This is a genomic window from Microbacterium sp. UBA1097 (assembly GCF_002313585.1).
Taxonomy (GTDB): Bacteria; Actinomycetota; Actinomycetes; order Actinomycetales; family Microbacteriaceae; genus Microbacterium.
This window is the reverse complement of the sequence record NZ_DCBW01000046.1, coordinates 13,102-39,748: the sequence shown is the minus strand read 5'-3', so window position 1 is coordinate 39,748 and position 26,647 is coordinate 13,102. Positions and strand designations below refer to the sequence as shown.

General features: G+C 67.2%; 21 protein-coding genes, 2 tRNA genes and 1 pseudogene. 10 read left to right on the top strand and 14 right to left on the bottom strand.

Annotated elements, in window-relative coordinates; translation table 11 throughout:
- Nucleotides 1-98: 98 nt before the first annotated feature.
- The 7 genes from B4F19_RS11005 to B4F19_RS10975 all read right to left on the bottom strand — a co-directional run bounded on the left by B4F19_RS11005 (nucleotide 99) and on the right by B4F19_RS10975 (nucleotide 9,089).
- Nucleotides 99-1,220, bottom strand: coding sequence for a DUF3322 domain-containing protein (locus B4F19_RS11005; protein WP_292734889.1), 1,122 nt, complete (start codon nucleotides 1,218-1,220; stop codon nucleotides 99-101).
- Nucleotides 1,217-4,570, bottom strand: coding sequence for an ATP-binding protein (locus B4F19_RS11000; protein WP_292734886.1), 3,354 nt, complete (start codon nucleotides 4,568-4,570; stop codon nucleotides 1,217-1,219). The genes B4F19_RS11005 and B4F19_RS11000 overlap by 4 nt, the downstream gene beginning before the upstream one ends.
- Nucleotides 4,567-5,226 (bottom strand): DUF4194 domain-containing protein, encoded by a 660-nt coding sequence (locus B4F19_RS10995; protein WP_228178418.1) that lies wholly within the window; start codon nucleotides 5,224-5,226, stop codon nucleotides 4,567-4,569. The genes B4F19_RS11000 and B4F19_RS10995 overlap by 4 nt, the downstream gene beginning before the upstream one ends.
- The gene (locus B4F19_RS10990; RefSeq protein WP_228178417.1) at nucleotides 5,223-6,674 is read right to left on the bottom strand and encodes a DUF3375 domain-containing protein; all 1,452 of its coding nucleotides are present in this window, start codon (nucleotides 6,672-6,674) and stop codon (nucleotides 5,223-5,225) included. The genes B4F19_RS10995 and B4F19_RS10990 overlap by 4 nt, the downstream gene beginning before the upstream one ends.
- A gap of 65 nt (nucleotides 6,675-6,739) precedes the next feature.
- A complete protein-coding gene (locus tag B4F19_RS10985; RefSeq protein WP_292725986.1) occupies nucleotides 6,740-7,261 on the bottom strand; it encodes a DUF1877 family protein in 522 nt (173 codons plus the stop codon).
- 376 nt (nucleotides 7,262-7,637) lie between these two features.
- Nucleotides 7,638-7,726: transfer RNA gene (locus B4F19_RS10980), tRNA-Ser, on the bottom strand.
- 76 nt (nucleotides 7,727-7,802) lie between these two features.
- A complete protein-coding gene (locus B4F19_RS10975) occupies nucleotides 7,803-9,089 on the bottom strand; it encodes an LCP family protein (RefSeq protein ID WP_228178415.1) in 1,287 nt (428 codons plus the stop codon).
- Between the two features lie 301 nt (nucleotides 9,090-9,390).
- On the opposite strand from B4F19_RS10975, the gene B4F19_RS10970 reads away from it, so the two are divergent.
- Entirely contained in the window at nucleotides 9,391-11,490 is a 2,100-nt protein-coding gene (locus tag B4F19_RS10970; protein WP_228178414.1) for a DUF4012 domain-containing protein, read from the top strand.
- Between the two features lie 212 nt (nucleotides 11,491-11,702).
- Here the strand turns inward: B4F19_RS10970 and B4F19_RS10965 are convergent.
- From B4F19_RS10965 to serS, 3 genes are all read right to left on the bottom strand, one after another.
- Nucleotides 11,703-11,790, bottom strand: a tRNA-Ser gene (locus B4F19_RS10965).
- 78 nt (nucleotides 11,791-11,868) lie between these two features.
- Nucleotides 11,869-12,777 carry an HAD family hydrolase gene (locus B4F19_RS10960; protein WP_292734883.1) on the bottom strand — a complete coding sequence of 303 codons (909 nt, stop codon included), beginning with the start codon at nucleotides 12,775-12,777 and terminating at the stop codon, nucleotides 11,869-11,871.
- On the bottom strand, nucleotides 12,774-14,039 hold the full coding sequence (serS, locus tag B4F19_RS10955) for a serine--tRNA ligase (protein ID WP_292734881.1): 1,266 nt from the start codon (nucleotides 14,037-14,039) through the stop codon (nucleotides 12,774-12,776). The genes B4F19_RS10960 and serS overlap by 4 nt, the downstream gene beginning before the upstream one ends.
- A 62-nt stretch (nucleotides 14,040-14,101) precedes the next feature.
- Between serS and B4F19_RS10950 the strand changes: the two genes are divergently transcribed.
- The 5 genes from B4F19_RS10950 to B4F19_RS10930 all read left to right on the top strand — a co-directional run bounded on the left by B4F19_RS10950 (nucleotide 14,102) and on the right by B4F19_RS10930 (nucleotide 19,835).
- Nucleotides 14,102-15,184 (top strand): diacylglycerol/lipid kinase family protein, encoded by a 1,083-nt coding sequence (locus B4F19_RS10950; protein WP_292734878.1) that lies wholly within the window; start codon nucleotides 14,102-14,104, stop codon nucleotides 15,182-15,184.
- Between the two features lie 146 nt (nucleotides 15,185-15,330).
- Nucleotides 15,331-16,713: an HNH endonuclease gene (locus B4F19_RS10945; RefSeq protein ID WP_292734875.1), complete on the top strand. Its 1,383-nt coding sequence runs from the start codon at nucleotides 15,331-15,333 to the stop codon at nucleotides 16,711-16,713.
- A gap of 72 nt (nucleotides 16,714-16,785) precedes the next feature.
- The gene (locus B4F19_RS10940) at nucleotides 16,786-17,301 is read left to right on the top strand and encodes a CinA family protein (protein ID WP_292734872.1); all 516 of its coding nucleotides are present in this window, start codon (nucleotides 16,786-16,788) and stop codon (nucleotides 17,299-17,301) included.
- A gap of 53 nt (nucleotides 17,302-17,354) precedes the next feature.
- Nucleotides 17,355-18,401, top strand: a complete 1,047-nt coding sequence (locus B4F19_RS10935; protein WP_292734869.1) for an LLM class flavin-dependent oxidoreductase — start codon at nucleotides 17,355-17,357, stop codon at nucleotides 18,399-18,401.
- A gap of 63 nt (nucleotides 18,402-18,464) precedes the next feature.
- Complete coding sequence (locus B4F19_RS10930) at nucleotides 18,465-19,835, top strand: cryptochrome/photolyase family protein (RefSeq protein WP_292734865.1); 1,371 nt, start codon at nucleotides 18,465-18,467, stop codon at nucleotides 19,833-19,835.
- On the opposite strand, the gene B4F19_RS10925 is transcribed toward B4F19_RS10930, so the two are convergent.
- Both B4F19_RS10925 and pheA read right to left on the bottom strand, forming a co-directional pair.
- The gene (locus B4F19_RS10925; protein ID WP_292734862.1) at nucleotides 19,836-20,255 is read right to left on the bottom strand and encodes a hypothetical protein; all 420 of its coding nucleotides are present in this window, start codon (nucleotides 20,253-20,255) and stop codon (nucleotides 19,836-19,838) included.
- An 8-nt stretch (nucleotides 20,256-20,263) separates the two neighbouring features.
- Entirely contained in the window at nucleotides 20,264-21,220 is a 957-nt protein-coding gene (pheA, locus tag B4F19_RS10920; protein ID WP_228178406.1) for a prephenate dehydratase, read from the bottom strand.
- A gap of 119 nt (nucleotides 21,221-21,339) precedes the next feature.
- Between pheA and pgm the strand changes: the two genes are divergently transcribed.
- Entirely contained in the window at nucleotides 21,340-22,980 is a 1,641-nt protein-coding gene (gene pgm / locus B4F19_RS10915; protein ID WP_292734859.1) for a phosphoglucomutase (alpha-D-glucose-1,6-bisphosphate-dependent), read from the top strand.
- Here the strand turns inward: pgm and B4F19_RS10910 are convergent.
- Complete coding sequence (locus tag B4F19_RS10910) at nucleotides 22,977-23,198, bottom strand: FUSC family protein (protein ID WP_267189684.1); 222 nt, start codon at nucleotides 23,196-23,198, stop codon at nucleotides 22,977-22,979. The genes pgm and B4F19_RS10910 overlap by 4 nt on opposite strands.
- On the opposite strand from B4F19_RS10910, the pseudogene B4F19_RS15810 reads away from it, so the two are divergent.
- Nucleotides 23,176-23,238 (top strand): annotated as a pseudogene (locus B4F19_RS15810) (hypothetical protein); the annotation flags it as partial. The gene B4F19_RS10910 and the pseudogene B4F19_RS15810 sit on opposite strands and share 23 nt — an antisense overlap.
- Nucleotides 23,239-23,395: 157 nt before the next feature.
- The gene (gene galE, locus B4F19_RS10900; RefSeq protein ID WP_292734857.1) at nucleotides 23,396-24,373 is read left to right on the top strand and encodes a UDP-glucose 4-epimerase GalE; all 978 of its coding nucleotides are present in this window, start codon (nucleotides 23,396-23,398) and stop codon (nucleotides 24,371-24,373) included.
- Nucleotides 24,374-24,394: 21 nt separating this feature from the next.
- Here galE and B4F19_RS10895 read toward each other — a convergent pair whose 3' ends face one another.
- On the bottom strand, nucleotides 24,395-25,402 hold the full coding sequence (locus B4F19_RS10895; protein WP_228178402.1) for a LacI family DNA-binding transcriptional regulator: 1,008 nt from the start codon (nucleotides 25,400-25,402) through the stop codon (nucleotides 24,395-24,397).
- Between the two features lie 55 nt (nucleotides 25,403-25,457).
- Between B4F19_RS10895 and galT the strand changes: the two genes are divergently transcribed.
- Complete coding sequence (gene galT / locus B4F19_RS10890; RefSeq protein ID WP_292735102.1) at nucleotides 25,458-26,615, top strand: galactose-1-phosphate uridylyltransferase; 1,158 nt, start codon at nucleotides 25,458-25,460, stop codon at nucleotides 26,613-26,615.
- Nucleotides 26,616-26,647: the final 32 nt, after the last annotated feature.

Genomic DNA, 26,647 nt, shown 5'->3' with positions numbered 1-26,647 from the left:
TACACGTAAACGCAGGTGGTTGCGTTTGTTGCGATTAAGGTACCACGCGTCACCGACAAGTCAATAGGAGCGCGCTGGAGCAACGATCAGATGCCTCGTCAGGACACCCCGAGCCGTGCGAGCGCGTAGCTCCACGGAATGCGCTCCTGCTCGAGGCGTATGTTGCCCTCCGCGCTCAGCGACTGGAGAGCCGCGCGCTCATCAGGCGTGAGCAGCTCGAACACGCCGACATTCGGATCCGGATCGATCCCCCACAGATCACGGTGGTCGAACAGAGTATCCATATCCATCAATGCCGACGTTGCGTCCACTCCCCTGGCTCGAAGTCGGTTGAGAATGGCGAATCCGTGCGAATCGAGATCACCCCAGTAGGTGACCGTCTGCGCCCACGGGAGGCGGGCGACGAGATCGACGCGGTGACCGCCACCGTGCACTGCTATAGCTCGGGGCACATCCGGCATCGCGAGCAGGGTGGCGAGGTTCTCGAACACGAACACACGCTCGGGTCGGATCGTGCTTGCCGCAAGGTCGTCGACGGGCGCCGACACATCGGAGAGCCCCTGGAATGAGAGCGACGGATCGAGAGCACGGATCCGTATGAGCGGTGACGGCTCGCGAAGGCCCAGTCCGGGCGCACCGGTTCCCGCCCGATGCAACGCCTCCACGAGTCCGCGGCGAGATTCGATCCACTTGGTGTGGATGCCGCGGATCGGCAGTTCCCGCACCAGGCGGCCCGATTCCGGGTTCTCGCGCAACCAGGCCAGCACATGGACGAGCCTGTCGAAGTCGGCGCCATCGAGATCGCCGATCGCGCGGGCATGGGCGCGAAGCACGCCGCCGGCGTCGGACCCGGCCAGGCCCCTCAACTCGTCGAGTCGCGCCACCAGACGTCGCCAACCATCCGCCTCGCCCGCCGCTCGAGCGATCGAATCCGAACCGCGCAGCACCGCGCGAATGGGGACTTCCTGCGACCCAATGCGTGACCAATGACGGACGACCCACTCGAGCTCAATACCCGAATCCTCGCTCACACCGCGCCATGCGTCGACCCACTGTCGAACCCGATCGAGATCGTCCAGCGCCTCCCGCTCCGTTGGCGGGCGTAGCGGAACGTCGAGCACGACATCGGTCTGCTGCTCGGCGGCCCAAGTGCGTGCATCGCGCTCGAAGAGTTTCTTCGCCCGCGCGCGCAGGTCAGACGGTGTGACAAGCGTGCTCACGCGCGCGACTCCGCGTGCGGCGGGACGGCGACCTCAGTCTCATCGACCGAGAACACCACGTTCGCCAGCCGTGACGCGTCGCGGTCGGGGTTCGACACCGACGTGATCGCGCCCACGTACGGCTCGAGCGTCTGCAGCAGCTTCTGCGGTGTCGCGAGGATCATGTGGAATCCGAATTCGCGGAACACCTCCATCGCGTTGCGCGTGTATCGGCTGTCAGCCTTGTCGAACGCCTCATCGAGCACGATCGACCCGAACCGCGGAACGTCGTCCTCTTCTTCAGTCAGCTGGTACCGCAGCGCTGCGGCGAGGCAGAAGATGACAAGCTTCTGCCTCTGGCCGCCCGACAGCCCCTCGGCCGAGTCATACACCCGCACAACGCGGCCGGTGACGTCCTTCTCCCGCGCGAGGAAGCTCACATGCAGCCTCGTGTCGAGCACTCGGTTGCGCCAGTCCATGTCGACGCGGTCCTTGGATCCAAGCCGACCGATTACGCGCTGCAGCACGGCGAATCGTTGCTCGGCACCGGCGGCCGACTCGTCGGCCCAGTTGCCTTCGACGATGCGGCGGAGGTCGGTGAGGAACTCGTCAACCTCCGGGGTCCGCGTCGTCTTCACATCGATCTCGAGAAAGCGGTCCGCTCCCTCGAACGGGGACCGCCCCAGGGATGCGTTGACGGGGAGGATTCGCTCGCGGATGAGACCCGGGGCGTCGCGGAGATCGCTGAGCAAGTGTGCGACGACGTCCTGCGATCGTTCCCGCAGCAGCTTGCGGAACTCGGTCTCCTTCTCGGGCAGGCCGCGCGCGAGGATGCCCTCCCGCAGTTCCCGGTAGCCGTAGCGGTCGCGGATGTCAGCAGTCAGCTCAGCGGATGCAGCGGACCACTCGAGCCGGAACTCGGCGGCGCGCCCGGCGAAGCTGGCCTCAGCATCCGCCGCGCGGCCGGCCGCGGCGTCCTTCTCCTTCGAGAGTGCCGACTGCACCTTTCGCGCGACTTCGTCCACCGTTTCCAGGATCACCGAGCGTCGCTCGGCTCGGAACCGGCCTTCGAGGGCGTCGGTGATCCGCTCGTCGACCGGTGCATGCGGTGTTGCCTCGAGTCCGGCGATATGCGCCGCGATGCTTTCTACGTTCTTGCCGGCGACAGCGTGATCTCCGACCGCCCGTTCGTAACCCTCGTTCGTTTCGTTCAACCGCTGGGTTGCACGCTCCGCGGCTTCCTGTGCTTCACGGAGAGTCCCGGACTCGCTGGTGAGCACCCGGAGTTCGTCGCGCCGGGCGGCGGTGACCGCCGTCGCGGATGCGAGATCCACTTGGTTCCACGTGAACATCGATACGCGGTTGAAGACGTCGCGCCGACTGACAGCGTCCTGATGGAGCGAGTCCGCATCCGACTCGCGGGCAGCAGTCTTGTCCTTCGCGAGTTCCGCTTCGCGGCGACGGCTTAGCAGCGCTTCAAGTCGCGCTTGAGTGTCGCCGCCGAGCATCCACCGGGTGGCATCGCCGACATCGTGACGGTCGTCCTTCTCGTACCTGCGTGAGTTGCGCTTGACGAGGCCCCCGATCGTGACGCCCCGGTCGACGCCGTCGAGCTCGTCGGGGTGTGAAACGCAGGCGTAGTCGAACTCGTTGGCGATTCGCTTGCGGACGTAGGACGCGAAGGGCCCGTCGCTCACCACGAGGCGATGAACGAGCGAGCGGGAATCCTTGGGGCGACGCGGCTCGTCGACGGAGTGCGGGACCGCTTCGATGACGAGCCGGACGCCGAGTGTCCGCGAGTCGGCTGCCCGCCGCGCGGCGACAAGGTGTTCGTCGCGCACGAGGAGCGTCGGCGCAAACGGCGCCATCACTCGCTCTGCCGCGCCGCGCCAGCCGGAGTGCTGCTCGGCCACCGAGATCAGCTCGCCCGCAAAGGGGAATGTCGATGCCGGCACGCCGACAGCGTCCGCGAGGAATCGCCGGGCGCTCAGAAGCCTCTCATCGAGGTTGCTCCGGTGATCTCTCAACGCCTGAATCTGCTTCGTGACTTCGTCCACTGCCTTGCGCGCCTGGCTCGCGGCGTCACGCACCTCATACGACACCGCGGGGATATCGCGCGCAGCCTCGGTGACGGCCGCCGCAAGGAGCTCGGCGAACTGCTCGGGATCCTCGGGCATCGGCGCACCGATGCGCGCCAACTCAGCGGTCAGCTGGGCTCGATACTGCCCGGCGATATCCTCGGCGCGCTGCGCACTTTCGATCCGCTCCTGCAGAAGCTCGACCCGCGCGCCGCCCTCGTCCCGAACACGCGCCTTCGCGCTGTCCAGCGCCTCGGATGCCAACCGCTGCTCGCGCGCGGCGTCGCTCAACTCGCTCTCGGCGCGTGCCAGCCTGGCGCGCGCGGGGCCCGCGGCCTCCTTCGCGAGCCGAAGCTTGAGTCCCGCCGTGAAGGGTTCGACTGCATCGTGTAGATCAGAGATCGCCGCCACCTCGGCGCCGGCCAGATCGAACGCGGTGATCGCCTCATCGACCTTTCGGAGCGCATCAGCCTGCTTCCGCAGGTCGACGACGTGCTTGTGGGCAGCATCGAGCTCCGTGAATTGCTCGACTGCGGTCGCGGTTCGCGCGAAGGTTCCCGGCTGGTCGAGCATGAACCCGCGGAACAAGGCGTCGAGGGTGCCGAGGTTCTTCGCTGATTGTGTCTTGTGGAGAAGCTGAAGTGTCGCGTCTCCGCGGAAGCCGAACTGGCGGACGACGCGCTCATGAAAGCGTCCGTGTCTCCCGCCGGTGGTGATCAGCGCGTCGGGGAAGGCCTTCGACATGCGGCGAGCGTCGATTCCGCCCTCGACGTGGGGCTTCACCTCGAGAAGCCCCAGGTGACCGCGGGCGAAGATCCGTGCGTCCTTCAACGCGGTCGGTTCGGTGCGCGTGCCCGGTGCGTGGAACACCCGCAGCAGGACGACCGGTTCATCGCGGAGATTCTCGTAGCGCAGCAGGATGCCGCTCCAGGTTGCCTTCGAGCGCAGGTAGGTCGTGGTGGCCCGATCGGCAGTCTCGTCAGCTTCCTTGCTCCAGGCGCCACGCACATAGCTCATCAGCGTCCGATCGCTCTGCCGGGAAGCGCCATCCTGAGCCGCCGCGTTGAGGCGCAGCCACCTGTCGGGGGTGAGGACGGCGGCGATCGCGTCGAGTAGCGACGACTTGCCCGATCCGGATGCGCCGGTGAACAGGTGGCCGGCGCGCGCGACATCCACGGAGACGTGGCCCGCAAACGTACCCCAGTTGACGAGTTCGATCTGGGCGAGTCGCCACTGGCCGGGCCTGGTCGGATCGACCTCCGGCTCGTCGGTGGGGAAGCTCAGCATCGTCATTCTGTGTCATCCTCGGCATCCGTCGACGGGGCAGCGGATTCTCCTCCGCCCTCTCGGGCGATCCGGTGGTACTCAGATGTGATCGCGCGGATCTGGTCGGCATCGACGAGCAGTCGTAGCACCGGCGAGATCTCGGCACGGTCATCGCCAACGGCGTGCAGCACGCGGAGCTTGTTCTGCATCTTGTTCCACGACGAGTTGACGCGGCTCGCGAAGTCCTTCTCATCACGGTCCGGGGTGCGGAACACGGCGAGCTGCTCGAACACCTCCGCCTGCCCCACGATCACGCGCCCGCGGCCCTCCTCACTCAGCAGCGTCTGGCGCAAGACAAGCAGCATTGCGGTGTCGAGGAACGTCAACGCCTCAGACCGCACCGCCTTCGGGGCATCTTCGGACGGAGCGTTGCGGACGAAGGCGAACTCGTTGTCCCGATCGATGACCAATTCGAGGAACAAATCGGCAAGCCGGGAGCGGAGGACAGCCTCGTCGGTGAGCAGCACCGCCCACAGCTGCGCCTCGCGCGCTCCGGAAAGATACGGGCCACGCACCAGACGCAGCAAGACCCGCCGCGTACGATCCGGAAGCTCGCCCGCGTCGCCACGCCAGAGGCCAGTGTGCTCGTCGGGGGCGACATCCGCTGTGGTCGGTTCGGTCATGTCACCGCTCCTGTGAATCGGTGCGCGGCGACGATCGCCGCCCGCGGAACTCCGTCGGCGCCCTGCCAAGCGAGCACCTCGGGCTCATCGTCAACGGTGCCCTGCTCGGCGGCGATCGAGAGAAGTCCGATCACGCTGCCCACACCTTGGGTCGCGGGGTATCGAGCAAGGACATCTGCGACGGTGCACGATGACACCTCGGCGAGCAGGTCGTTGACGTTCCGGGTGAGTTCGTCGAAGTCGATCTCGGTCTCGCGTGCGATCGCCCGCAACTCCTCAAGACTCGCGAGGGATGCCGGCTGCGTGACGACCTCTTCGGTGGCAGCGAATTCGGCAGGATCGTGAAGATCGATCGCTCCAACGCTCGACAGCGCGACAGCAGAGAGATCCAGCGTGAGAGACGTCGGATACCACGGGCGCGTATGCGCAGCGGCTTCCACCCCCGCGTGCTGAGCCTCCCGCAGAAGAGTCCTCAATACCCGGTCGCGCTGGTAGTCCTGCGACTGCACGTAGCGGCGGAGCGCCCGGGCGAACAATGTGATGACGTCGTGAATCTCCGCGCTTCGTCCCTTGAGCGTTGTGAGGAAGGCGCGCAGTGCCCGGCGCTCATCCGAGGTGAGATCACGAGCGAATCCGCGGTCGAGGATGCGGCGGATGTCGGCCTCGAACGCGGCACCGAGTGCAGGGTCGAGCACGAGCTGGGAGAAGGCAGCGAAACTGCGGCCTGCATCCGAGTCGGAGATGTGGTCGATTCCGCGAAAGACTTCGTCGACGACTGACGCCTGAGAAACATCGGACTCGACGATCTTCGCCCTCAGCGACGCATTCAGCGTCTCGAACTCAGCACGCACCCGAGCGAAATCGTCCGGTACGTCCGCCGCCTGCGCCAACACATCGCGAACGCGCTCGAGCGCCCGGTCCTCGTCGATCGCGGTCTCGTCACCCGAACGCAGGCTCTCGATCCGCCGCTCGATCGACTCGATCTCTTCCTCGAGCAGTGCGATGCGCGCTGACGCATCAGGATCGGTGTCGATCGCGAGGCGACGGACTTGCGCCGCAAGGCTCGCAAGCCGAGACTCGGTCACACTCGAACGCGGGGCGGCACGCCCCTGCAAGAAGCGGATCCCGGCGATCGCATCCGGGGAAAGCTCGAGCGTCTCACCCCGCGCTTCCGATGACGGCCGACGCACCAGGAAGCCGGCCGATCGCCACTCCCCGCAGTACCCCTTCGCAGTCAGCGGCAAGATCAGCCCCTGCGCACGGAGCCGCTCGAGGTCGGCATCGATCCGCTCGTACAGCTCCTCAGCGTCGACTCGGCGCTCGTCTCCACCCAGATGGGTGCCGAGAAGACCGGCGACCACGGGTGCACTGTCGGCTCGAAGCAGCTTCCACGCCGCATCGCGCTCCGCAAGCTGGGCGAGCTCGAGAACCTGGGCGACGGCGGGCACGCGTCCATTCTGAAGGAACGCACCGACATCCGTTGACGCGGCGGCAGCGGATAGCTCGGACTGAGTCACCCGATGAGGTAGACCATCCCGCGACCGTCTGTCGCGAGCGCCTCGACGAACTCCTGTGCCCGCGTGAGGTACTCGAGGAGGTAGCGGAGCTCGTCGTCATCGTCGGCTCCGTGCCGACTGCGCCAGGTGCGCGCCCACGTTCGCACCTGGTCCTCGTCGATCGCACAGAGGTCGTCCCGAATCGCCGGCACCTCCGCCGGGAGGATCGTCCTCACCCACGGGTCCCACCCGAGCCCGTGCATCGTTACGCTCCCCTCGAACATCCGGTAGCAGGAGCCTGCGTCGGGAACATCGGTCGTCGGACACGTGAGGGACTGCAGGGCGGACCAGGCCTTGTCGAGGTAGAGCATGTCGCGCTTCGGCGAGACCTGCTCGAACGTCGCGACACTCACGCTCGCGTGCGGTTCCAGGCCCCATGCGTCAGCAAGCGGGTCACTGGAGAGGATGCTGTGCGGGTCATCGACCGCCTGCTGAGCGAGGTCGGCGTCGAAGGCATATGCGTAGTAGCGGATTCCCATGCGGCCAGCATCCCGACGCAGGCGTAGCCTCGATCGCCGCATCCGACGCCGTGGGGAGAACGCGTTCGAAACCCGCGCTGTGGAGGAACCGACGGGCCGCGGGCGCGAGCGTCTCGCGGCCCCTAGACCGAGGGATTCGACGTACCGGTCTCGGACCGAGGCGCGCAGCCCCTCGGTCTCCGACGTGGCAAGTTCGTGGCAGAACGCGCCACCCACAGCGTTATGCCCGCGTCCATGGCGATCTGCATGGCAATGTGACCGGCCTCCGCGGCGGTCCGCCGATCGGGCACTGACCAGGCATTCAGTTCTGCCACGACTTGCCACGAACCGAATCGGGCCGAAACCGGCTCACCTGATCGAAACGAGCCCACCTGAGCGGAGACGGAGGGATTTGAACCCTCGGTCCCCGTGAGGGGACTCCACCTTAGCAGGGTGGTGCACTAGGCCTGACTATGCGACGTCTCCAGGCATCCGTGCCCGAATCGGGCGGATGACCTCGTCAATACTAACCGCTGCGGTCCGCCGCGACGAATGGATGCCGTCAGCCGAGGTTTCCGACCGAGCAGGTGGTCTGCGCAGCCGTCGAGCCGCTGATCGAGTTCGGAAGAACCGCGGCGTCTTGAGCCGGCGCTTCCGTGGGCGCGGCCGTGGCGTTCGGATCCGCGGTGGGCTCAGGCGCGGGCTCCTCGGTCGGCGTGACATCGACAACGCTCCCGTTCGCTCCAGCCTTGCCGGTGAGCTCGAGCGGCGCGTTGGCCTCGAGTGCTGCCCACAGCTGGTCTGCCGCGGCGTAGTTCGGCACGACCTTGTTCGGGTCGTCCGGGTCGCCGTTCACGGGGTACTGAACGAAGACAATGTCCGAGAACGGAACATCCTTGATCGCAAGCGCGATCTGCACGAGCGTCAGGGGGTTGGTGAGGCTCGAGCTCTTCGTAATGTTGTCGATCGCCACGGTCGCGAGGCGGTAAAGCGTCGCCGGGTCCGAGAGCACGTTCTCGCTGACGAGCTTCTTGGCAAGGCTCGACATGTACTGCTGCTGGTTGCTGATCCGGCCGAGATCCGATCCGTCACCGACGCCTTTGCGGGTCCGGAGGAAAGCGAGTGCCTGGGTTCCCGAGACTGTCGAGATTCCGTCGGGCAGGTAGAGGCCGGCGAGCGGGTCGCTGATGCCACCTTGGACGCAAACGTCGACCCCACCGATCGCGTCGGTGATGTTGATCACGCCACCCCAGGTGACCTTCGCAGCGAACGGGATGCTCTGACCACTCAATTGCGAAATGGTCTTGACGACGCACGAGAGGCCGCCGCCGTCCGCGCCACCGCCCGCGTAGAACGCCGAGTTCAGGGGCTGCTTGCTCATTGCCGAGGACGTCGATCCGTCGCCCCGATCGCACGAGGGAATCGGGATCATGAGATCGCGAGGGAAAGAGATCACGGTGACCCGGCGCGGAGCATCCGATATGTGCACGAGCATGTTGACGTCGTTGAGCTCGCCCTCGGAATCGGAACCCGAGCAGCGGTCGCCGAAGATCGCCGCGAACTCCGGCTCACAGGCGTCAGTGCCTGCAACGAAGAGGTTCACGCCGCCCTCGATCGCGCCAATGTCGGGCGGAACGACGACCTGCTCTTCGAGCTCGACCGTGTTCTCGGTGGCGTAGCTGGCGGCCAGGTCGTAGACCGTGTAGGCGGCAACCCCTGTACCCGAAACGAGGACGACGGCAACGACAATGCCGAGTGCCTTCATGAAGACCGAGAACGGATGCGGCGACTTCAGCGCCCCATGACGGGCCACCGTGTGGCGGCCGCGCTGCGGTGCTGTCTTGCTCACAAAGTTCCCTTCCGACGACGATCGCAACGCACCCAGTCGGCGGGGTGGGCCGCGCAAGGCTGCGCCTCGGCTCTGCGCGACGCCGTCCGGTCACGGGTTGTTGTCCTGGAGGACGTCGGGTGTTAGCGAAGCCGAAGAACGGATGCCTTAAGAAAGGTAGGTTATGCCATGCCCGCTGAGCATGCACTGTGGGCATGCTCAGCGGCGATTCTGAGACACATATGCGATGCACAGCATCCTTTCCGGCTTTCACGGGCTGCGCTCGGCTTTTACGCAAGGCTGCACCGGTAACATCAGCGCCGTGACCACCGTTGACGGCGACCGGCAGGCCGATTCCGTCCCGGAAGGCGAGCCCTCCTCAAGCAACGCGCCTGCCCTGCGTGCGCGCCGTTCGTCAGACCCGCAGGGCGTCCTACCGCGAACCCGGTCGAGTGCGTCATCCGTCGCCCCCTCGGCCCCGATGACCCGGCGAGACGCACGGACGCGGAGAACTCCGGCGAGGCCGCTTGCCCGTCACGCCGCGCCCGAATCCGGGGCGTCGCGCCGGCGCCGCGGATGGCGGACGTTCTGGATCGCCCTGAGCCCCCTCGGCCTGGTCCTGGTCGGCTCCGTCATCGTCGGCGGCGTCTTCGCACTCCAGGTGCTCGAGGTGCGCGATGACCTCGAAACCGTCAAGTCGCAGCTGGGTGGACTGGCAGAGGCCGCCGTGTCGGGCAACACCGACACCCTCCAGCATGCTGGCGATGAGATCGTCGCTCGCACCCAGCGCGCGTCCGAGACCGCGAACGGTCCACTCTGGGATCTGGCATCCACGCTCCCCCGCATCGGGAACAACGTCCTTGCGGTGCGCACGGTTGCCGAAGCGGTCAACACGATCGCGAGCCAGTCGATCCCACCCGTCGTGAACATGGTCGCTGCCGCGAACGTCGATGAGCAGCGCGCCGAGGGAAGCCTCGGCATCAACCTGCAACCGTTCCTCGAGGCCGAGACGGTGCTGCCGACCATCATTTCGTCGTTCGAGGATGCCGCAGCGATCGCTGCGAGCATGGATCGCACGGATGTCCTACCCGCCGTCTACGAGCCGATGGACGAGATGGTCGGGCTTCTCGACCAGGCAGTGCCGATCCTCAAGGTCGCGCAAGAGAACCTTCCTGCGCTGCTGCAGGCGGCCGGCGCCAATGGGCCGATGCTGTACCAAGTCATGATCCAAACCCCCGCCGAGATCCGTGCGACCGGCGGCGGGGTCGCACACTGGCTGATTTTCAAAGTGGACAACGGGCAGGCCGAACTCGTCGGCCAAGACAACGGCGTCGATCTGATGTACTCGCGGCTTCCGTCGCTGGGTTTCGACACTGAGAACGGCTCCCTCATCACCTTCCCTCGGACGGTTCGATCGCTCTACCCTCCGGAGCTCGACAACTGGTCGTCTAACTTCACGATGACCCCGGATTTCCCGCGCGCCGTTGACCTCTTCCAGGCGACCCGCGAGTGGGAGGACCTGCCGACGTTCGATGGTGCGATCTCCATCGACCCGATCGTGCTTGCCCACCTTCTGGAGGCGACCGGTCCCCTCACCCTCGATTCGGGAGAGCAAGTCACCCCTGAGAACACGGGTGCGCTCCTGATGAGCGAGCCGTACGAGCGATACGGCGACAACAACGCCGCGATGGACGCGTTCTTCAACGAGGTGACCTCGAAGATGTTCAGCGCCCTCACCAGCGGCAACTGGGAGTTCGGCGCGATGTGGGATCAGCTCGTTCGTAGCGCCAGCGAGGGTCGCATTCAGATGTGGTTCGACGACCCCGGCCTCGAAGCGTTCGCGACGGAGTACGGCCTCGATGCGACACTCCGCGAAGACAACACGGATGCCACGCAGCTCGGCATCTACTTCAACGACTACTCGATCGGCAAGCTCAACTACCACCTGTCATACGACCAGCACGCAACGTGCAACGTCGACGAGCGCACGATCACAGTCACCATGAACCTGCACAGCAGCGTTCCGCCGGACATCTCAAGCAACTACACGCTGGGCCTGCGCAACATCGGTCGCGGTCTCGACCGACGCACCATGATGCTCGACGTGCTTTTCTTCGCCCCGCCCGGCGGCGAGATCCTCTGGACCGACCCGAAGCGGGGCGACCGGCAGGATGGCACGTTCCACGATCGCTCGGGAGTCGACCACGGAAACGAGGGGCTGAGTCGCACCCTGCTCCTACCGATGGGCAAGTCGCGCACGGTGTCGTACGAGGTCCAGCTCCCCGACGGACCCCTCGGTCCGCTGCAGTTGCGTCACACTCCGGGCGCGAACGACACCCAGGTCACAGTGGATGCGAACTGCGCGAGCCTGTTCGCCAGCCCCGAAGGCTCGACGAACATCTCCCTCACGAAGATCGGCTGACCCCGCCGCGCCTCACGCGCTCACGCCCTGGCGAAGGTGGGCGCATATCGTCGGCAACCATGCTGAAGATTGGCGCACATGGTCGCTATTGGTGCAGGATGCGGCAGAACGCGCCCACTTCTCGGCCGGCGGCGTGGGCCCACCCAAGGGCTCGAATCCGCCGCGCCCGAGAATCGGAAGAGGCGCCGCCCTCCGGGCGACGCCTCTTCCGATGGCGGAGGGTGTGGGATTCGAACCCACGGGACATTGCTGCCCACTGGTTTTCAAGACCAGGTCCATCGGCCGCTCGGACAACCCTCCCGATGACGCCGCACGCGGCATCCACCGAACGGCGTCCACTCTATCCGACCACCCCGACGACGTCCTCGCCGCGAAGGTTCAGAGCGCGCGAAGAATCGCCGCGACTCCGCCCTCGTGAACGGATGACGTGATCTCTCCGGCCGCGTCGAGCACTTCCTGCGGACCCTGCGCCATCGCGATCGCGCGACCGCCGTTCTCCAGGGCCCAGGCGAACATGCCCAGGTCGTTGCGGCCGTCACCGATGACGAGCACCTCATGCGGGTCGAAGCCGAGCCACTCGCGCACCATCTCCAGTGCCGTCGACTTGTCGATGCCGGGCGGGGCGATGTCGAGCCAGGCGGTCCACCCGATCGCGTACGAGACCTCGTTCAGGCCGACCTGCGCAACGAGGTCGACGAAGTCCCCCTCAGCGTGATCGGGCGAGACGACAACGACGCGGCACACCGGCTCACGGGTGAGCTCATCGAACGCGACGCGGCGAGCGCCGAGCAGGTTCCAGTCATCGAGCTCCTCGGTATAGAGGCGGCTGCCGTCCTCGAGCTCGACCATGTACTTCGCGTCGGGCAGGTGCTCACGCAGCAGCGTGACGACCTCTGTCGCGTCGAAAGTCTCGGTGTGCACCTGCTCGTAGCGGACCTCATCCCCCTCGATCTTCTTGAGGATGACGGTGCCGTTCGAGCACACGACGTAGTCGGGTTCGATCTCGAGGACGCGCACGACTCCACGCGTGCTCGCCCACGAGCGACCGGTCGCGAGCATGACCTCGTGCCCCGCGCGGCGAGCATGCTCGACAGCCTCGACGACGCCGGGACTCAGGGTCTCATCCTCGAGCAGCACGGTGCCATCGATATCTAGCGCGATGAGCAGCCGCGGCGTGCTCCCGGGGTGGTGTTCGGTCTCTTCAGCGAGTTCCTCGACGATCTCGGCGGCATCCTCCTCGGGAACCGCCTCGACCTCACCGGCGTGCGGCACGGCGGCATCCGTCACGCGACCGGCTCCAGGATCTCCATCCCACCCAGGTACGGGCGCAGTACCTCGGGCACCGTCACGGATCCATCCTCACGCTGGTGCGTCTCGAGCAGCGCGACGATCCAGCGCGTGGTCGCGAGCGTCCCGTTGAGCGTTGCCACGTGCTGCGTCTTCCCTCCGTCGGGGCGGTGACGGATGTCGAGCCGACGCGCCTGGAACGTCGTGCAGTTACTCGTGCTGGTGAGCTCGCGATAGGCATCCTGGGTCGGGACCCACGCCTCGACGTCGTACTTGCGAGCTGCGCTCGACCCGAGGTCGCCGGCGGCGACGTCGATGACGCGGTATGCGAGGCCGAGGTCTTGCAGCATCCGCTCCTGCATCTCGACGAGGCGCAGGTGCTCGGTCTCGGCATCCTCGAGGCTCGTGTAGACGAACATCTCGAGCTTGTTGAACTGGTGCACTCGGATGATGCCGCGAGTGTCCTTGCCATACGAACCCGCCTCGCGCCGGTAGCACGTCGACCAGCCGGCGTAGCGCTTGGGCCCCTTGGCGAAATCGATGATCTCGTCCATGTGGTAGCCGGCGAGCGGCACCTCGCTTGTGCCGACGAGGAAGAGGTCGTCCTCCTCGAGGTGGTATATCTCGTCGGCGTGCTCGCCGAGGAATCCGGTGCCGCGCATGACCTCGGGCCGAACGAGGGTCGGCGGGATGACGGGGGTGAACCGGGCCTGGAGGGCGCGGTCGAGCGCGAGGTGCATGATCGCGAGCTCAAGGCGCGCACCGATGCCGGTGAGGAAGTAGAAGCGGCTGCCCGACACCTTCGTGCCGCGCTCCATGTCGATGGCGCCGAGGATCTCACCGATCTCGAGGTGGTCGCGCGGTGCGAAATCGAAGGTGCGGGGCTCGCCGTGTGTGCGGAGCGTCACGAAGTCGGCCTCGCCGCCAGCCGGAACCCCGTCGATGACGATGTTCTCGATGCGTGAGAGTGCGGCTTCTGCTGCTTCTTCGGCGAGCGTCACGCGCTGCTGGGCCTGCTTGACCTGCGCGCTGAGCTCCTTGGCCTCGGCGACGAGTGCAGCCTTCTCATCCTTCGGTGCCTGCGCGACCCGCTTGCCGTGGGCGTTCTGCGCGGCACGGAGCTCCTCGAAGGCCGTGATTGCGGCGCGGCGCTCGCGGTCTGCGTCGAGGGCGGCATCCACCGTCTCGGACGAGTGCCCGCGAGCTTCCTGCGAGCGCTTGACCAGCTCGGGGTTCTCACGAAGAAGCACGGGATCGATCACCCGATAAGTCTGTCACAGCGCCCGGAACCGGCTCCTCGGCCTGGGAGGGTTATCGTGTGTGCATGACGCACGCTTCCGCATCCGACGAGGAAGCCGCGTCGACCAATGACCCCGGCACTGATTCGCCGGTCGATGTCACCGGCCACGAGGCTCAGCCGGGGGATGCCAAGCGCGCAGCCCTCGTCTACAACCCGATCAAGGTCGATCAGGATGCCATCCGCGCCTCGGTCGAGCGCGAATCATCGGCCGCGGGCTGGGGACCCCCGCTGTTTTTCGAGACGACAGTCGATGACCTGGGTCAGCTTGCGACGCAAGAGGCGCTCGACGCCGGTGCGGATGCCGTGCTCGTCGCCGGTGGTGACGGTACCGTCCGCGCGGTAGCCGAAGCGCTCACAGGGACGGGCGTGCCCCTCACGATCGTTCCCTCGGGAACCGGGAACCTCCTTGCCCGCAACCTCCAACTGCCGCTGTCACCGCCCGACGCGATGGTGACCGCGACGTTCTCGGGCGATCACGAGACCATCGACGTGGGCATTGCCGAGCTGCGGCGTGCCGACGGCTCGCGTCACGAGCACGCTTTCGTCGTTATGGGCGGCATGGGCATGGATGCCGCGATGATCGCCAACACGAACAGCGACCTCAAGAAGCGCCTCGGCTGGATCGCTTACGTCGACGGAGCAGCCCGCTCTCTCTGGACCGCCAAGCCGTTCCGCATCCTGTACGAGGTGTCAGGCCAGCGGATGCGGACCTCCCGCGTGCAGAGCGTGCTTTTCGCCAACTGTGGGTCGCTGCCGGCCGGCTTGACGCTCATTCCCGAGGCGTCGGTCGCCGATGGGCAGCTGGATGTCGCGGTCATCCAACCCAAGGGGTTCTTCGGCTGGTTCTTCGTGTGGCGTCGGGTTGCGTGGATCAACGGGTTCCTGCGCCGGCGGCTACACCGCAGTAAGGCATTCCTGAAGCTGCGGACCGCGGACAACGCGATCGTCTATTCCCGCGGCACGACCGTGGAGATCATGCCCGAGGCAGCGCAACCCGTGCAGCTCGACGGAGACGAATTCGGCGAGGCTGTGCGGATCGAATGCCGCGTCGAGCAGAAGGGCCTCGTCATCGCGATCCCCTCCGGCCACGACATCACCGGCGCGTAGGGCGCAGAGCGTCGCGATCACACCCGGACGTGCTCACTCGAAGTGAGTGCCCGCTGCCCTCCTCCCCAGCCTGAAGTTTCGCGTGGATGTTCCGGGGGCAGCTGGGCAACCGGTTCAATGTCGGAGGCCCCTGTCATGATTAGAACATGTCTTCGAATGTCGGGAAGGGTGACCGGTCGATCGGACCGGTGATCGGGTACACGGATGCCGACCTCGGCGCCCTGTGCCAGATCCTCGCCGATTTCGAAGACGCCGAGGTTCGGGCCGCGCGCGAAGAAGTAGCGCGCGTGCGGGTCCTCGCTCGCGCGGGCCAGCTAGCGCGGAAGCAAGCCGCGGGCCAGACGGCCAAGGTTCGTGCGCACGACATGGCGCTGCGGTCGATAGCGCTCGAGCTCGGCGCTGCTTCGCGGGTGAGTGACAGGTCGATGCAGCGCCAGATCAATGACGCTGTCCAGCTTGTCGAGGACTACCCCGCGTTGCTGGAGGCGCGCGAGACCGGCGCGATCACCCGTCAGCACGTCACCCTCGTCGTGGAGGCCGGCGCCCCTTTGCCTCCCGAAGTCCGCGCCGAGTTCGACCGGCTCGCCACCGAGCGATGCCTGACCGACTCGGCAAACCGGGTTCGCGCCTCGGTCATGATCCTCGCCGAGCGCATGCACCCTCGCACCCCGCAGGAGCGCCATCAGGAAGCACGCGAAGGGCGCGCGGTGCGGATCCGGCCGCTATCCGACGGGATGAGCGAGGTCTGCGCGCCGGTGCCGACGGTGATCGCTGTCGGCATCGACGACCGACTGACCCAGATGGCGCACGCAGTCATCGATTCCCGCCCGAGCCCGGGCGCCCCCGAAAAAGGGACAGACGTTCAGGGAAACGTCTTCACCGGCGATACCCGCACGATGGATCAGATCCGAGCTGACCTGTTCGCGCAGCTGCTGCTCGCTGGTTCACCCGTCGTCGACCCCGCCGCCGGAGACGGACCTGGCCCTCTCGGCGCAATCCGCGCGAAGGTGCAGGTCGTCATTCCCGCGCTCGCCCTGGCCGGTACCGACACCATCGAAACCGCTGGACCCGCGGACCTGATCGGACACTCACCCATCGCTCCCGGAACGGCACGTGAGCTCGCAGCCGGCGCGACCTGGTGGGAACGACTGGTCACTCACCCGGTCACCGGCACCGTGTTGGCAGCAGACGGGTATGCCAGGCCCGCTTCGCTGGACCGCTGGCTTCGGGCCCGGGATCAACACTGTCGGACACTCGGATGCCGCACCCCTGCCATCCGCTGCGAGGTAGACCACAACGACGACTACGCCAAGGGCGGCAAGACCGATCATTCGAATCTGTGCCACTTCTGCCAGCGACATCATTCGATGAAGCAGTTCACGGCCTGGCAGGTGCAGCAACTCGACGGCGGAATCCTCCAGTTCACCTCCCCGACCGGCCGGATCTACATAGACCATCCACCGCCAGTCTCCGTGCACTTCACACCAGAAGAACCCACGAGTAGTCAGAGCGACCCAGCACCTTTCTGACACGCGCGCAAGCCCCCACAAGTGATCGACCCGCGGCGCGCATGCGCGGTTATCCTGCTCGCGGAGGTGACCATGAACGACATCCGACGGCCCGAAGACGACCGCGGACAGAACGAGATCCGTCGACTCGCTGAGATCGCTCAGCACCGAGGCATCCGCATCGCCGTCGCCGAGTCGCTCACGTCGGGCCTGCTGGCAAGTGAAGTGGGCAAGGGCGAGAACGCCGGCAAATGGTTCGCCGGCGGGGTCGTCGCCTACCTCTACGACATCAAGCAGAACGTGCTCGGCGTCGAACCGAACCTCGACCCCTGCTCACCCGAATGCGCCGAGCAACTTGCCGCCGGGGTGCGAGACCTGATGGATGCCGATCTCGCCGTCTCTACGACCGGCGTCGGCGGTCCCGACCCCAGCGACGGCCACCCGCCCGGGACGGTCTATCTCGGCTGGGCCACCTCGAGCGGAGTCGGACACCTTCGCCTCGAGCTCGGCGACGAACCCGAGCAGGTGCTACCCGCCGCGGTCGACGCAGCGATCACGCTGCTCGCCGACACCGTCAACAGAGCCGAGCACGCGGGCGACACTCCGTAGCCGCGATCAACAGCGCCGGAATGGGATCGAGCAGCTCGGCGTTGTGTGAACTGATGTCCGACGCACCGCTTGCCCTCTCCGTCCTCGACCTCGTCCCGGTCCGCACCGGCCAGACCAGCGCGCAGGCGATCACCGCTTCGCTCACCACCGCCGACGCGGCCGACCGACTCGGGTACCGGCGCTACTGGTTCGCGGAGCACCACAACATGCCGGCGGTTGCCTCAACCACACCGCCAGTGCTTGTGGCAGCCGCTGCGGCGCGTACGTCCCGCATCCGCCTCGGCTCGGGGGGTGTCATGCTCCCCAACCATTCGCCGCTCGTCGTCGCCGAACAGTTCGCCGCGCTCGAAGCGATCGCCCCGGGACGCATCGACCTCGGCATCGGTCGAGCGCCGGGCAGCGACCCCGTCATCACCCAACTCCTGCGCCAGTCAGGGACCACCAGCGACGTCGACCGCTTCCCCGACAACATCCGCGACATCCTCGCCCTCTCCTCCCCCGAGGGCGCAAGCCTGCGCTTCACCTCCGGCCAGGAATACGCGGTGCGGGCCACGCCCGCGGCGATGACGCCACCGGCCGTGTGGCTGCTCGGTTCGAGCGACTATTCGGCGCAGCTCGCAGCATCCATGGGACTGCCCTACGTCTTCGCCAACCACTTCTCGGGAGACGGACTCGAGCGCGCGCTCGGCCTGTACCGCTCGCAGTTCCGCCCGGCCACCGACGGCGACACCCCAAGGACCTTCCTCACGGCGAACGTCGTCGTCGGCGACACGGATGCCGAAGCCCACGCTCTCGCCCTTCCGCAGCTGCGCATGATGGCGCGACTGCGCGGCGGCCGGCCCCTGACGGCGCTCGAGACCGTCGAGCAGGCGCACAGCGCCGAGGCATCCGACGGCCTCGCGACACCCCTCGCCTCCTGGGCGGCGGAGCGCTGGTTCATCGGCACGCCCGATGCCGTGACCGAACGACTGTGGGAGTTCGCTGAGCGCTGGCAGGTCGACGAGGTCATGATCTCGCCGGTCGCCGCGGCACGCGACAGCGATCCGATGGATGCTGCACCCGCCCGCCTCCGCACCCTCGAACTCCTCGCGGCAGCATGATCCCCGCGACCGAATACCGCACGATCGGGCCCGGCGGTACTCGGACGCGGATAGCATCCCAGGGTGACTTCTCGCACGATCGTCTGGTTTCGAGACGACCTGCGGATCGGCGACAATCCCGCCCTTCACGAGGCAGTGAAGCGTGGAGAGCCGATCGTCGCGGTCTACATCCTCGATGAACGCTCACCCGGCATCCGTCCGCTCGGCGCCGCCAGCCGCTGGTGGCTCCACCACAGCCTGACCGCTCTGACGCGTGACCTCAACGAGCTGGGCATCACCCTCATCCTGCGGCGCGGCGCTGCCGGTGATGTGATCCGCCGGCTCGTGGTCGAGACCGACGCTGACGCGATCTACTGGAACCGGCGTTACGCCCTCCCCGAGCGCGACATCGACGCCGACCTCAAGACAGAGCTACGCGACCGAGGCATCGAGGTCCAGTCCTTCGGCGCGAACCTGCTGTTCGAACCGTGGACCGTCCGCACCGGGTCGGGAACACCGTACGGCGTCTTCACGCCGTTCTGGAAGGCGTGCCTGGCTCTACCCGAACCCCGCGAGCCACTCCCCGCCCCCACGCAAGCGCGCGGCGCCCGGCCCGGTATCGACAGCGACGACCTACGGGACTGGCAGCTGCTCCCCACAGACCCCGACTGGTCCGGGGGCTTTCGAGAGACCTGGGAACCCGGCGAGGCCTCAGCCCACGCCCGCCTCGAAGCGTTCCTGGCCGAAGATCTGCCCGACTACGCGGCAGAACGTGACCGCCCCGACCGCGCCGTGACTTCCCGCCTGTCCCCTCACCTGCGATGGGGCGAGATCAGCCCTCACGAGATCTGGCATCAAACCAACGCCCGCCACGCACAGGGCCCCCACGCGAACGCGGCGCAGAAGTTCCTCGCCGAGGTCGGGTGGCGCGAGTTCGCGTGGCACATCCTCTTCCACTTCCCCGAGCTTGCGACCAAGAACTGGCGCTCCGAGTTCGATGCGTTCCCCTGGCCGCGCCTGAACCCGGCGCGACTGGAAGCCTGGCAGCGCGGACGTACCGGGGTCGCCCTCGTGGATGCCGGGATGCGAGAACTCTGGCACACGGGAACGATGCACAACCGCGTGCGGATGGTGACGGCATCCTTCCTCACGAAGAACCTCATGATCGACTGGCGCAAGGGCGAGCAGTGGTTCTGGGACACCCTCGTCGATGCGGATGCCGCATCCAACCCGTTCAGCTGGCAGTGGGTGGCCGGCTCCGGCGCCGACGCGGCGCCCTACTTCCGTATCTTCAACCCGGAGCTGCAAGCGGCGAAATTCGACCCCGACGGGACATACGTTCGTCAGTGGGCTCCTGAGTACGCGGGGGACGAGGCTCCGGAACCGATCGTTGACCTGAAGGCGACCCGGGACGCGGCCCTGGCCGCCTACGAGGCGGTCAAGAACTCGCGCTGACTAACCGGCGACGCCTGAGAGCGCGATGGCCTGCAAGACGTTCACCAGCGCGCACACAAGGAGCACGGCGGACACCGGCGTCCAGATGGCGCGCTCGATGCGACTCCGCGAGATCCCGTTCATCACCGTGGCGATCGCGAAGAGCGCGACGAGCACCCACAGCACGACAATGTGCCACGACGCGGGCACGATGCCCGGGAGAGCGGGGATGGCAAGGGACAGGAAGAACCACGCCACCAGCGCCCAGATCACTGCAGCGACGCCGCTTGAGACCCGCTGCGCCGGTGCGAGCGTCGCGGCTGCGCCGCCGTACGCCGCTTTCCCCCACGACACCCCGGCCGCGAGCGCTACCTGAAATCCGACGAGCACAAGGAGCAGGACCACCGCGACCCATGCCGCAACCACCGCCAGAGTTTCCATCGCAGGCCTCAGCGGTCGGGTTCACCCGAGAGCAGGCCGCGCAACCAGTCTCGAGCCTCGACGAACACATCGTCGGAGTACCGGTCGGGGTAGCGGACGACCGCGTGGTCGGCGCGGGGATAGGAACCGAGGAAGATGACCTTGGGACTGAAACGCCGCAGCCCCAAGAGCGCATCGGCCATACGTTCGTCCTTGATGTGCCCGTCGGCGTCGATGACGAATCGGTAGCGACCCAGCGCATCGCCGATCGGCCGCGATGCAAGCAGACTCAGGTTGATCCCGCGCGTTGCGAACTGCTCGAGCATCTCCAGAAGGGCCCCGGGGTGATCATCGGGCAGCTCGGCGATGAGCGATGTCTTGTCGGCACCGGTCGGCTCAGGTGGCGCGACGGTCCGACTGACCAGCACGAACCGCGTGACAGCCTCGGCGTTGTCACCGATACCCTCGGCCAGCAGCTCGACATCGAGGTGCTCCAGGATGCCGGGGGCAGCGATCGCGGCATCGGCATCCGAGGTACCGTCGATCAGCCCGACAGCGCTCGCGACGTTCGACGCCGCCGGGATATGGGCGTGGGCGGGAAGAGTGCCGGTAAGCCACCGCAGGCACTGGGCGTAGGCGACGGGATGCGCAGCCACCAGCGACACGTCCTCAAGCCGTGTGCCGGGCCGCCCGACGAGGACGAACTCGACCGGAACGAGGTACTCGCCGACGATGCGCAGTCCGGGCATCGTCGCGAGGGCGTCTTGCGCGGTCGAAACCCCACCGTCGACCGAGTTCTCGATCGCGATCATCGCGGCATCCGATCGACCCTCGACGACATCGGCGAGCGCCTCGCCGACATTGCGGACGGGGCGCCAGATCTGCCCGCGGGCCTCCGGCACCTGCGCCAGAGCCGCTTCGGTAAAGGTCCCCGCGGGTCCGAGATAGCTATAGGTCCGGCGGGTAGCTTCGGGCTCGTCGCTCACGGCAACCCAGCCTAGACCTGCGGCTCGACCCCACGCAGTTCAGCCCCCAGAGCAGGGGGCATCGGCATCGAGAGGCCACGCGGGATTGCGTGCGCTCGCTCGGGTGACAGACTGTGTTCATGAGCCGCGCAGGTCTGCCAGCCGAAGAATCCGACCTCATCGACATCGACGAACTGATCGCCGCGTATTACGAACGGGTCCCCGATCCGGCGGTGCCGGAGCAGCGCGTCGCGTTCGGAACGAGCGGTCACCGCGGTTCATCGCTGTCGACGAGCTTCAACGAGGTGCACATCCTCGCCACAACGCAGGCGATCGTCGACTACCGCACGGCTAATGGCATCGCCGGTCCCCTGTTCCTGGGCCGCGACACCCACGGGCTCTCCCGACCGGCCGAGCGCAGCGCCATCGAAGTGCTGGTGGCCAACGGCGTCGGCGTGCGCGTCGACTCGCGTGACTCCTGGGTACCGACCCCGGCGCTCAGCCACGCGATCCTGACCTTCAACCGCGGCAAGGCCGGCGACGACCCGACGCGTGCCGACGGCATCGTCGTCACCCCATCGCACAACCCGCCCCGGGACGGCGGCTTCAAGTACAACCCGCCCCACGGTGGTCCCGCCGACACCGACGCGACGGGCTGGATTGCGAACCGGGCCAACGAGCTCATCGCGGCAGGTCTCGAGGGTGTGAAGCGGGTGCGCTTCGCCGATATGGACGGCGAGCGCATCGGTTCCTACGACTTCCGTGACGCCTACGTGCGCGACCTCGAGAACATCATCGACGTCAACGCGATCGCCCGCGCCGGCATCCGGATCGGCGCCGACCCGCTCGGCGGTGCGTCAGTCGAGTACTGGGCCTACATCGCCGAGGTATACGGCTTGGACCTTACCGTCGTGAACCCCGACGTCGACCCGACCTGGCGATTCATGACGCTGGACTGGGACGAGAAGATCCGCATGGATCCCTCCTCCCCCTCCGCGATGGCATCGCTGGTCGCCCGCCGCCACGAGTTCGACATCCTCACCGGCAACGACGCCGACGCCGACCGCCACGGCATCGTCACCCCGGATGCCGGACTCATGAACCCCAACCACTACCTCGCCGTCGCGATCGACTACCTCTTCACGCACCGCGACGGATGGGAATCGGATGCCGCGGTCGGCAAGACCCTGGTCTCGTCGATGATCATCGACCGCGTCGTCGCGGCCCTGGGCAGGGACCTCTACGAGGTGCCGGTTGGATTCAAATGGTTCGTGCCAGGTCTGCTCGATGGATCTGTCGCGTTCGGCGGTGAAGAGTCGGCCGGCGCGTCCTTCCTCCGCAAGGACGGGTCGGTGTGGACAACCGACAAGGACGGCATCCTGCTGTGCCTGCTCGCCGCTGAAATCCTCGCCGTCACCGGCAAAACACCCTCGCAGCGCTATGCCGAGCTCGAGGAACAGTTCGGGTCATCCGCCTACCAGCGGGTTGATGCGCCGGCCACTCCCGCGCAGAAGGCGACGCTCTCGAAGCTCTCCCCCGAGTCGGTGACAGCTACCGAGCTTGCCGGCGAACCGATCACCGCGAAGCTCTCGCACGCGCCCGGCAACGGCGCAGCGATCGGCGGCCTCAAGGTGCAGACCGAGAGCGCGTGGTTTGCTGCACGGCCGTCGGGCACGGAAGACGTCTACAAGCTCTACGCCGAATCACTCAAGGGCGAAGAGCACCTGCGCGAGGTGCAGGAGCAGGCGCGCGCCGTCGTTTCCGCGGCTCTCGGTTCCTAGGCCGGCCTGCGGTACGCCCGAAGCGGAACGAAGCTGACGGCAACCGCCAGCGCTGACCCGACGATCGTGTCGACGACACGCTCGCCGGCGATCGCCACCGAGCCGAACTCTCCGGCTGCCGCGCCTGTCAGGACGAGGACCAGGGGCGTGATCAGCACGAGCGCGAGCGCATAGTTGCGAGCGACGACAAGCTCGATTCCGAACTTCGCCCTGATCAACGGGTTCCTCCTGGGCCGCTTCTGGAGCGCAGGCCCCCAGCGCACGCTCTACGTCCCAGCGCCGGTGACGCGCGCCGGGACCAATGAGATCGTCGTGCTGACTCTGGATGCCGCGAGCTCGGCGACCGCACGCTTCGTCCCCTCCGCACTCCTCGGCCCGACCGAGGAGTGATCCCCGACCTGACAGGATGGAAGCCATGAGCTGGCTTGTCACCGGCGGTGCCGGATACATCGGTGCCCACGTCGTCCGCGCGCTGTCCGCCGCGGGGATCGCCCCGGTCGTCATCGATGACCTGTCCAGCGGACACGACGGCTTCGTGCCGGCGGGCGTGCCGTTCGTGCGCGGCTCCATCCTCAACCGCGAGCTCGTCGAAGAAACGCTGCGCGAGCATGAGGTCGAGGGCGTCATCCATGTCGCCGGCTACAAGTACGCCGGCGTCTCGGTCACCCGGCCCCTGCACACGTACCACCAGAACGTCGAGGGCACCCGGATCGTGCTCGAGGCGATGGCGGCGGCGGGAGTGACCAAGATCGTGTTCTCGTCCAGCGCCGCGGTGTACGGGACCCCGGATGTGCCGCTCGTGGTCGAGGACCTCCCCAAGCGCCCAGCCTCCCCCTACGGCGAGTCCAAACTCATCGGCGAGTGGCTCATCGCCGATCAGGCGCGCGCGACTGCCGACACCGACGCACCGCTGCGGCACACGTCGCTGCGCTACTTCAACGTCGTCGGGTCGGCTGACCCGAGCGTCTACGACACGAGCCCGCACAACCTCTTCCCGATCGTTTTCGAGAAGCTGATTGCGGGCGAGACACCACGCATCAACGGCGACGACTACGACACCCCCGACGGCACCAACGTGCGCGATTACGTGCACGTCGGTGACATCGCCGCCGCTCACGTCGCCGCCGCGCAACGCCTGATCGCGGGCGAACCGATCGAGGCCGCCTACAACCTCGGGTCGCAGAACGGGCTGTCGGTGCGCGAGATCATGGATGCCATGGCTCGGGTCACCGGGATCGCGTTCACTCCCGAGGTCGGGCCGCGTCGCCCTGGCGACCCCGACCGAATCGTCGCGACGGGAGAACTCGCTGCCCGCGACCTCGACTGGCAGATGCGCTACTCGATCGACGAGATGGTGCGCACCGGGTGGGAAGCGCGCCAGAACGCGCTCTGAGCGGTCGCGGTCGCGAAACGGTCAGGCAGGCTGCACGAAGGGCGCTGCGCTGCTGCCGCGAACAACCAGCGGCGCATCGATCACCTCTCGCGATCCCGCCTCTGCGCCGTCGAGTACGGCGGCTACCGCGCGCTGTCCGAGCAGATCGAATCGCTGACGCACCGTCGTGAGCGCGGGAGTGAAGTTCGCGGCATCCGCAACGTCGTCGAACCCGACCACACTCAGCTGTTCGGGGACGAGGATGCCGAGCTCGGATGCTGCTCGCAGGACGCCGAGCGCCATCTGATCGTTCGCGACGACGACAGCCGTCACGGGATCACTGGCGTCGATGTTCGTCAGAAGCTCCAGGCCCGCTCGATAGCCGGACGCCGAATCCCATGCACCACGCAACAGCACACCGTACCGGAAGCCCGCTTCCGCGAGAGTCTCGCGCCATCCGCGCTCACGTTCGGCGGCGGCGTACGACGATTCCGGACCTGCGATGTGGGCGATGACGCGGTGCCCGAGTTCGCGGAGGTGTGCCGTCGCGGCAGCCGAGCCGGTGGCGTGCGCGGTCTCGACACCCGCGTATCGGTCGTCGGGCGGTGAGTCGACCACAGCAAGACGCAGGTCGGTGGGCAGCTCGGTGTGACGCAGTAGCGCTGACGCCTCGTTGACAACGATCGCACCGTCCACGCCCTGATCGCGCAGCCGCTCGAACGCCTCGGCCGGGCCGCCCTCGCCGATGCGGGCGACCGCGACGGCATAGCCGCGCGCGGATGCCTCGTCGACGACGGCCTCGAGCAGCATCGAGTTACCGACCGTGGCAAGGGTCGAAACAACAGCCCCGACGACTCCCGTGCGACCCGTGCGCAGGGCCCGGGCCGCCCGGTGGACTCGATAGCCGGCCTGGGCCATCGCGGCCTCGACACGAGCACGCGTTGCTGGGTCCACGCGGGGGCTCCCGTTGGCAACCCGTGACACGGTCTGCGTCGACACGCCTGCCAGTTCTGCGACATCGGCCATGGATGCGCGTCGGTGCTGGGTCATTGGGCCCTCCGATGTTGACGATATCACGCCCGGGCATTAGCGTGTTATCGTGAACATGCTTCGGGAACCGGTAGTGCTTGGCGCCGGCGTCATCAGACGAGACACCGCCCTCGCCGACGGACGAGACCTCTTCTACTACGACGATCCCGACACAACGCTCGGCGCCGAACGCGGGATCGATCAGCGAGCGCTCGACCCGCGCCCGGCCACGGCGACGATGCGCCAAGACATCCTGACCGGCGACTGGATCTCGATTGCGGCAGCGCGGCAGAACCGCGCCTTCCTGCCGCCCGCGGAGCTTGACCCGCTGTCTCCGCAGACGCCGACCAACCCCTCCGAGATCCCGTCGCGCTACGACGTCGCGGTCTTCGAGAATCGGTCGCCCTCCTTCGGCCCGGCCCTGTCCGCAGCGCACGGCGATGCCCCCGAGGCACCGAACCCGCCGCGCGGTCTCGACGATCTCGACGCGCTGGGTCTCGGCAGCGTTCGGACCTCCGTGGGCCGGTGCGAGGTCGTCTGCTTCAGCCCTGAGCACACCGGATCCTTCGGCACCCAGTCCGTCACCCGGGCACGTACGGTCATCGAAGCGTGGGCCGACCGCACGGCAGCACTGTCGGCCCTGCCGGGTGTCGAGCAGGTGTTCCCGTTCGAGAACCGCGGTGAGGCGATCGGGGTAACCCTCCCCCACCCGCACGGCCAGATCTACGCCTACCCGTACGTCACGCCGCGCACGCGGCGGCTGGTCGAGAACATCTCGCGTACCTCTCCCGATTTGATGCAGCGCGTGCTCGACTTCGAACGAGACGGAAGCCGCGTCATCCTCGCCGGCGAGCGCTGGACAGCCTACGTCCCGTTCGCTGCCCGCTGGCCCATCGAGGTGCACCTCATGCCGCACCGCCACGTCCCGGACTTCGCCGAGGCGACGGATACCGAACGCGACGAACTCGCCGGGCTGTATCTGCGTTTGCTGCGCGGCATCGACACCCTGTATGACACCCCCACTCCCTACATCGCCGCCTGGCACCAGGCGCCCGTGAACGTCGCGCGGGACACCGTGCGGATGCACCTCGAGATCACCTCTCCCAGGCGAGCTGCCGACAAGCTGAAGTTCCTCGCCGGGTCCGAGGCGGCGATGGGCGCCTGGATCGGCGACATCCCTCCCGAGGATGCCGCAGCACGCCTGCGCGACGCGGTCGAGGGAGTGCAGCTGTGAGCGCCTCCGATCCCCGCCCGCTCGCCCTCGCC

Coding starts and splice junctions, on each gene's coding strand:
- B4F19_RS10940 (WP_292734872.1), top strand. CDS start 16,786: ATGAACGACATCCGACGGCCCGAAGACGACCGCGGACAGAACGAGATC.
- galT (WP_292735102.1), top strand. CDS start 25,458: ATGCTTCGGGAACCGGTAGTGCTTGGCGCCGGCGTCATCAGACGAGAC.
- B4F19_RS10995 (WP_228178418.1), bottom strand. CDS start 5,226: ATGACCGAACCGACCACAGCGGATGTCGCCCCCGACGAGCACACTGGC.
- B4F19_RS10925 (WP_292734862.1), bottom strand. CDS start 20,255: ATGGAAACTCTGGCGGTGGTTGCGGCATGGGTCGCGGTGGTCCTGCTC.
- B4F19_RS11000 (WP_292734886.1), bottom strand. CDS start 4,570: ATGACGATGCTGAGCTTCCCCACCGACGAGCCGGAGGTCGATCCGACC.
- B4F19_RS10985 (WP_292725986.1), bottom strand. CDS start 7,261: ATGGGAATCCGCTACTACGCATATGCCTTCGACGCCGACCTCGCTCAG.
- pgm (WP_292734859.1), top strand. CDS start 21,340: ATGAGCCGCGCAGGTCTGCCAGCCGAAGAATCCGACCTCATCGACATC.
- galE (WP_292734857.1), top strand. CDS start 23,396: ATGAGCTGGCTTGTCACCGGCGGTGCCGGATACATCGGTGCCCACGTC.
- B4F19_RS10945 (WP_292734875.1), top strand. CDS start 15,331: ATGTCTTCGAATGTCGGGAAGGGTGACCGGTCGATCGGACCGGTGATC.
- B4F19_RS10895 (WP_228178402.1), bottom strand. CDS start 25,402: ATGACCCAGCACCGACGCGCATCCATGGCCGATGTCGCAGAACTGGCA.
- B4F19_RS10950 (WP_292734878.1), top strand. CDS start 14,102: ATGACGCACGCTTCCGCATCCGACGAGGAAGCCGCGTCGACCAATGAC.
- B4F19_RS10935 (WP_292734869.1), top strand. CDS start 17,355: ATGTCCGACGCACCGCTTGCCCTCTCCGTCCTCGACCTCGTCCCGGTC.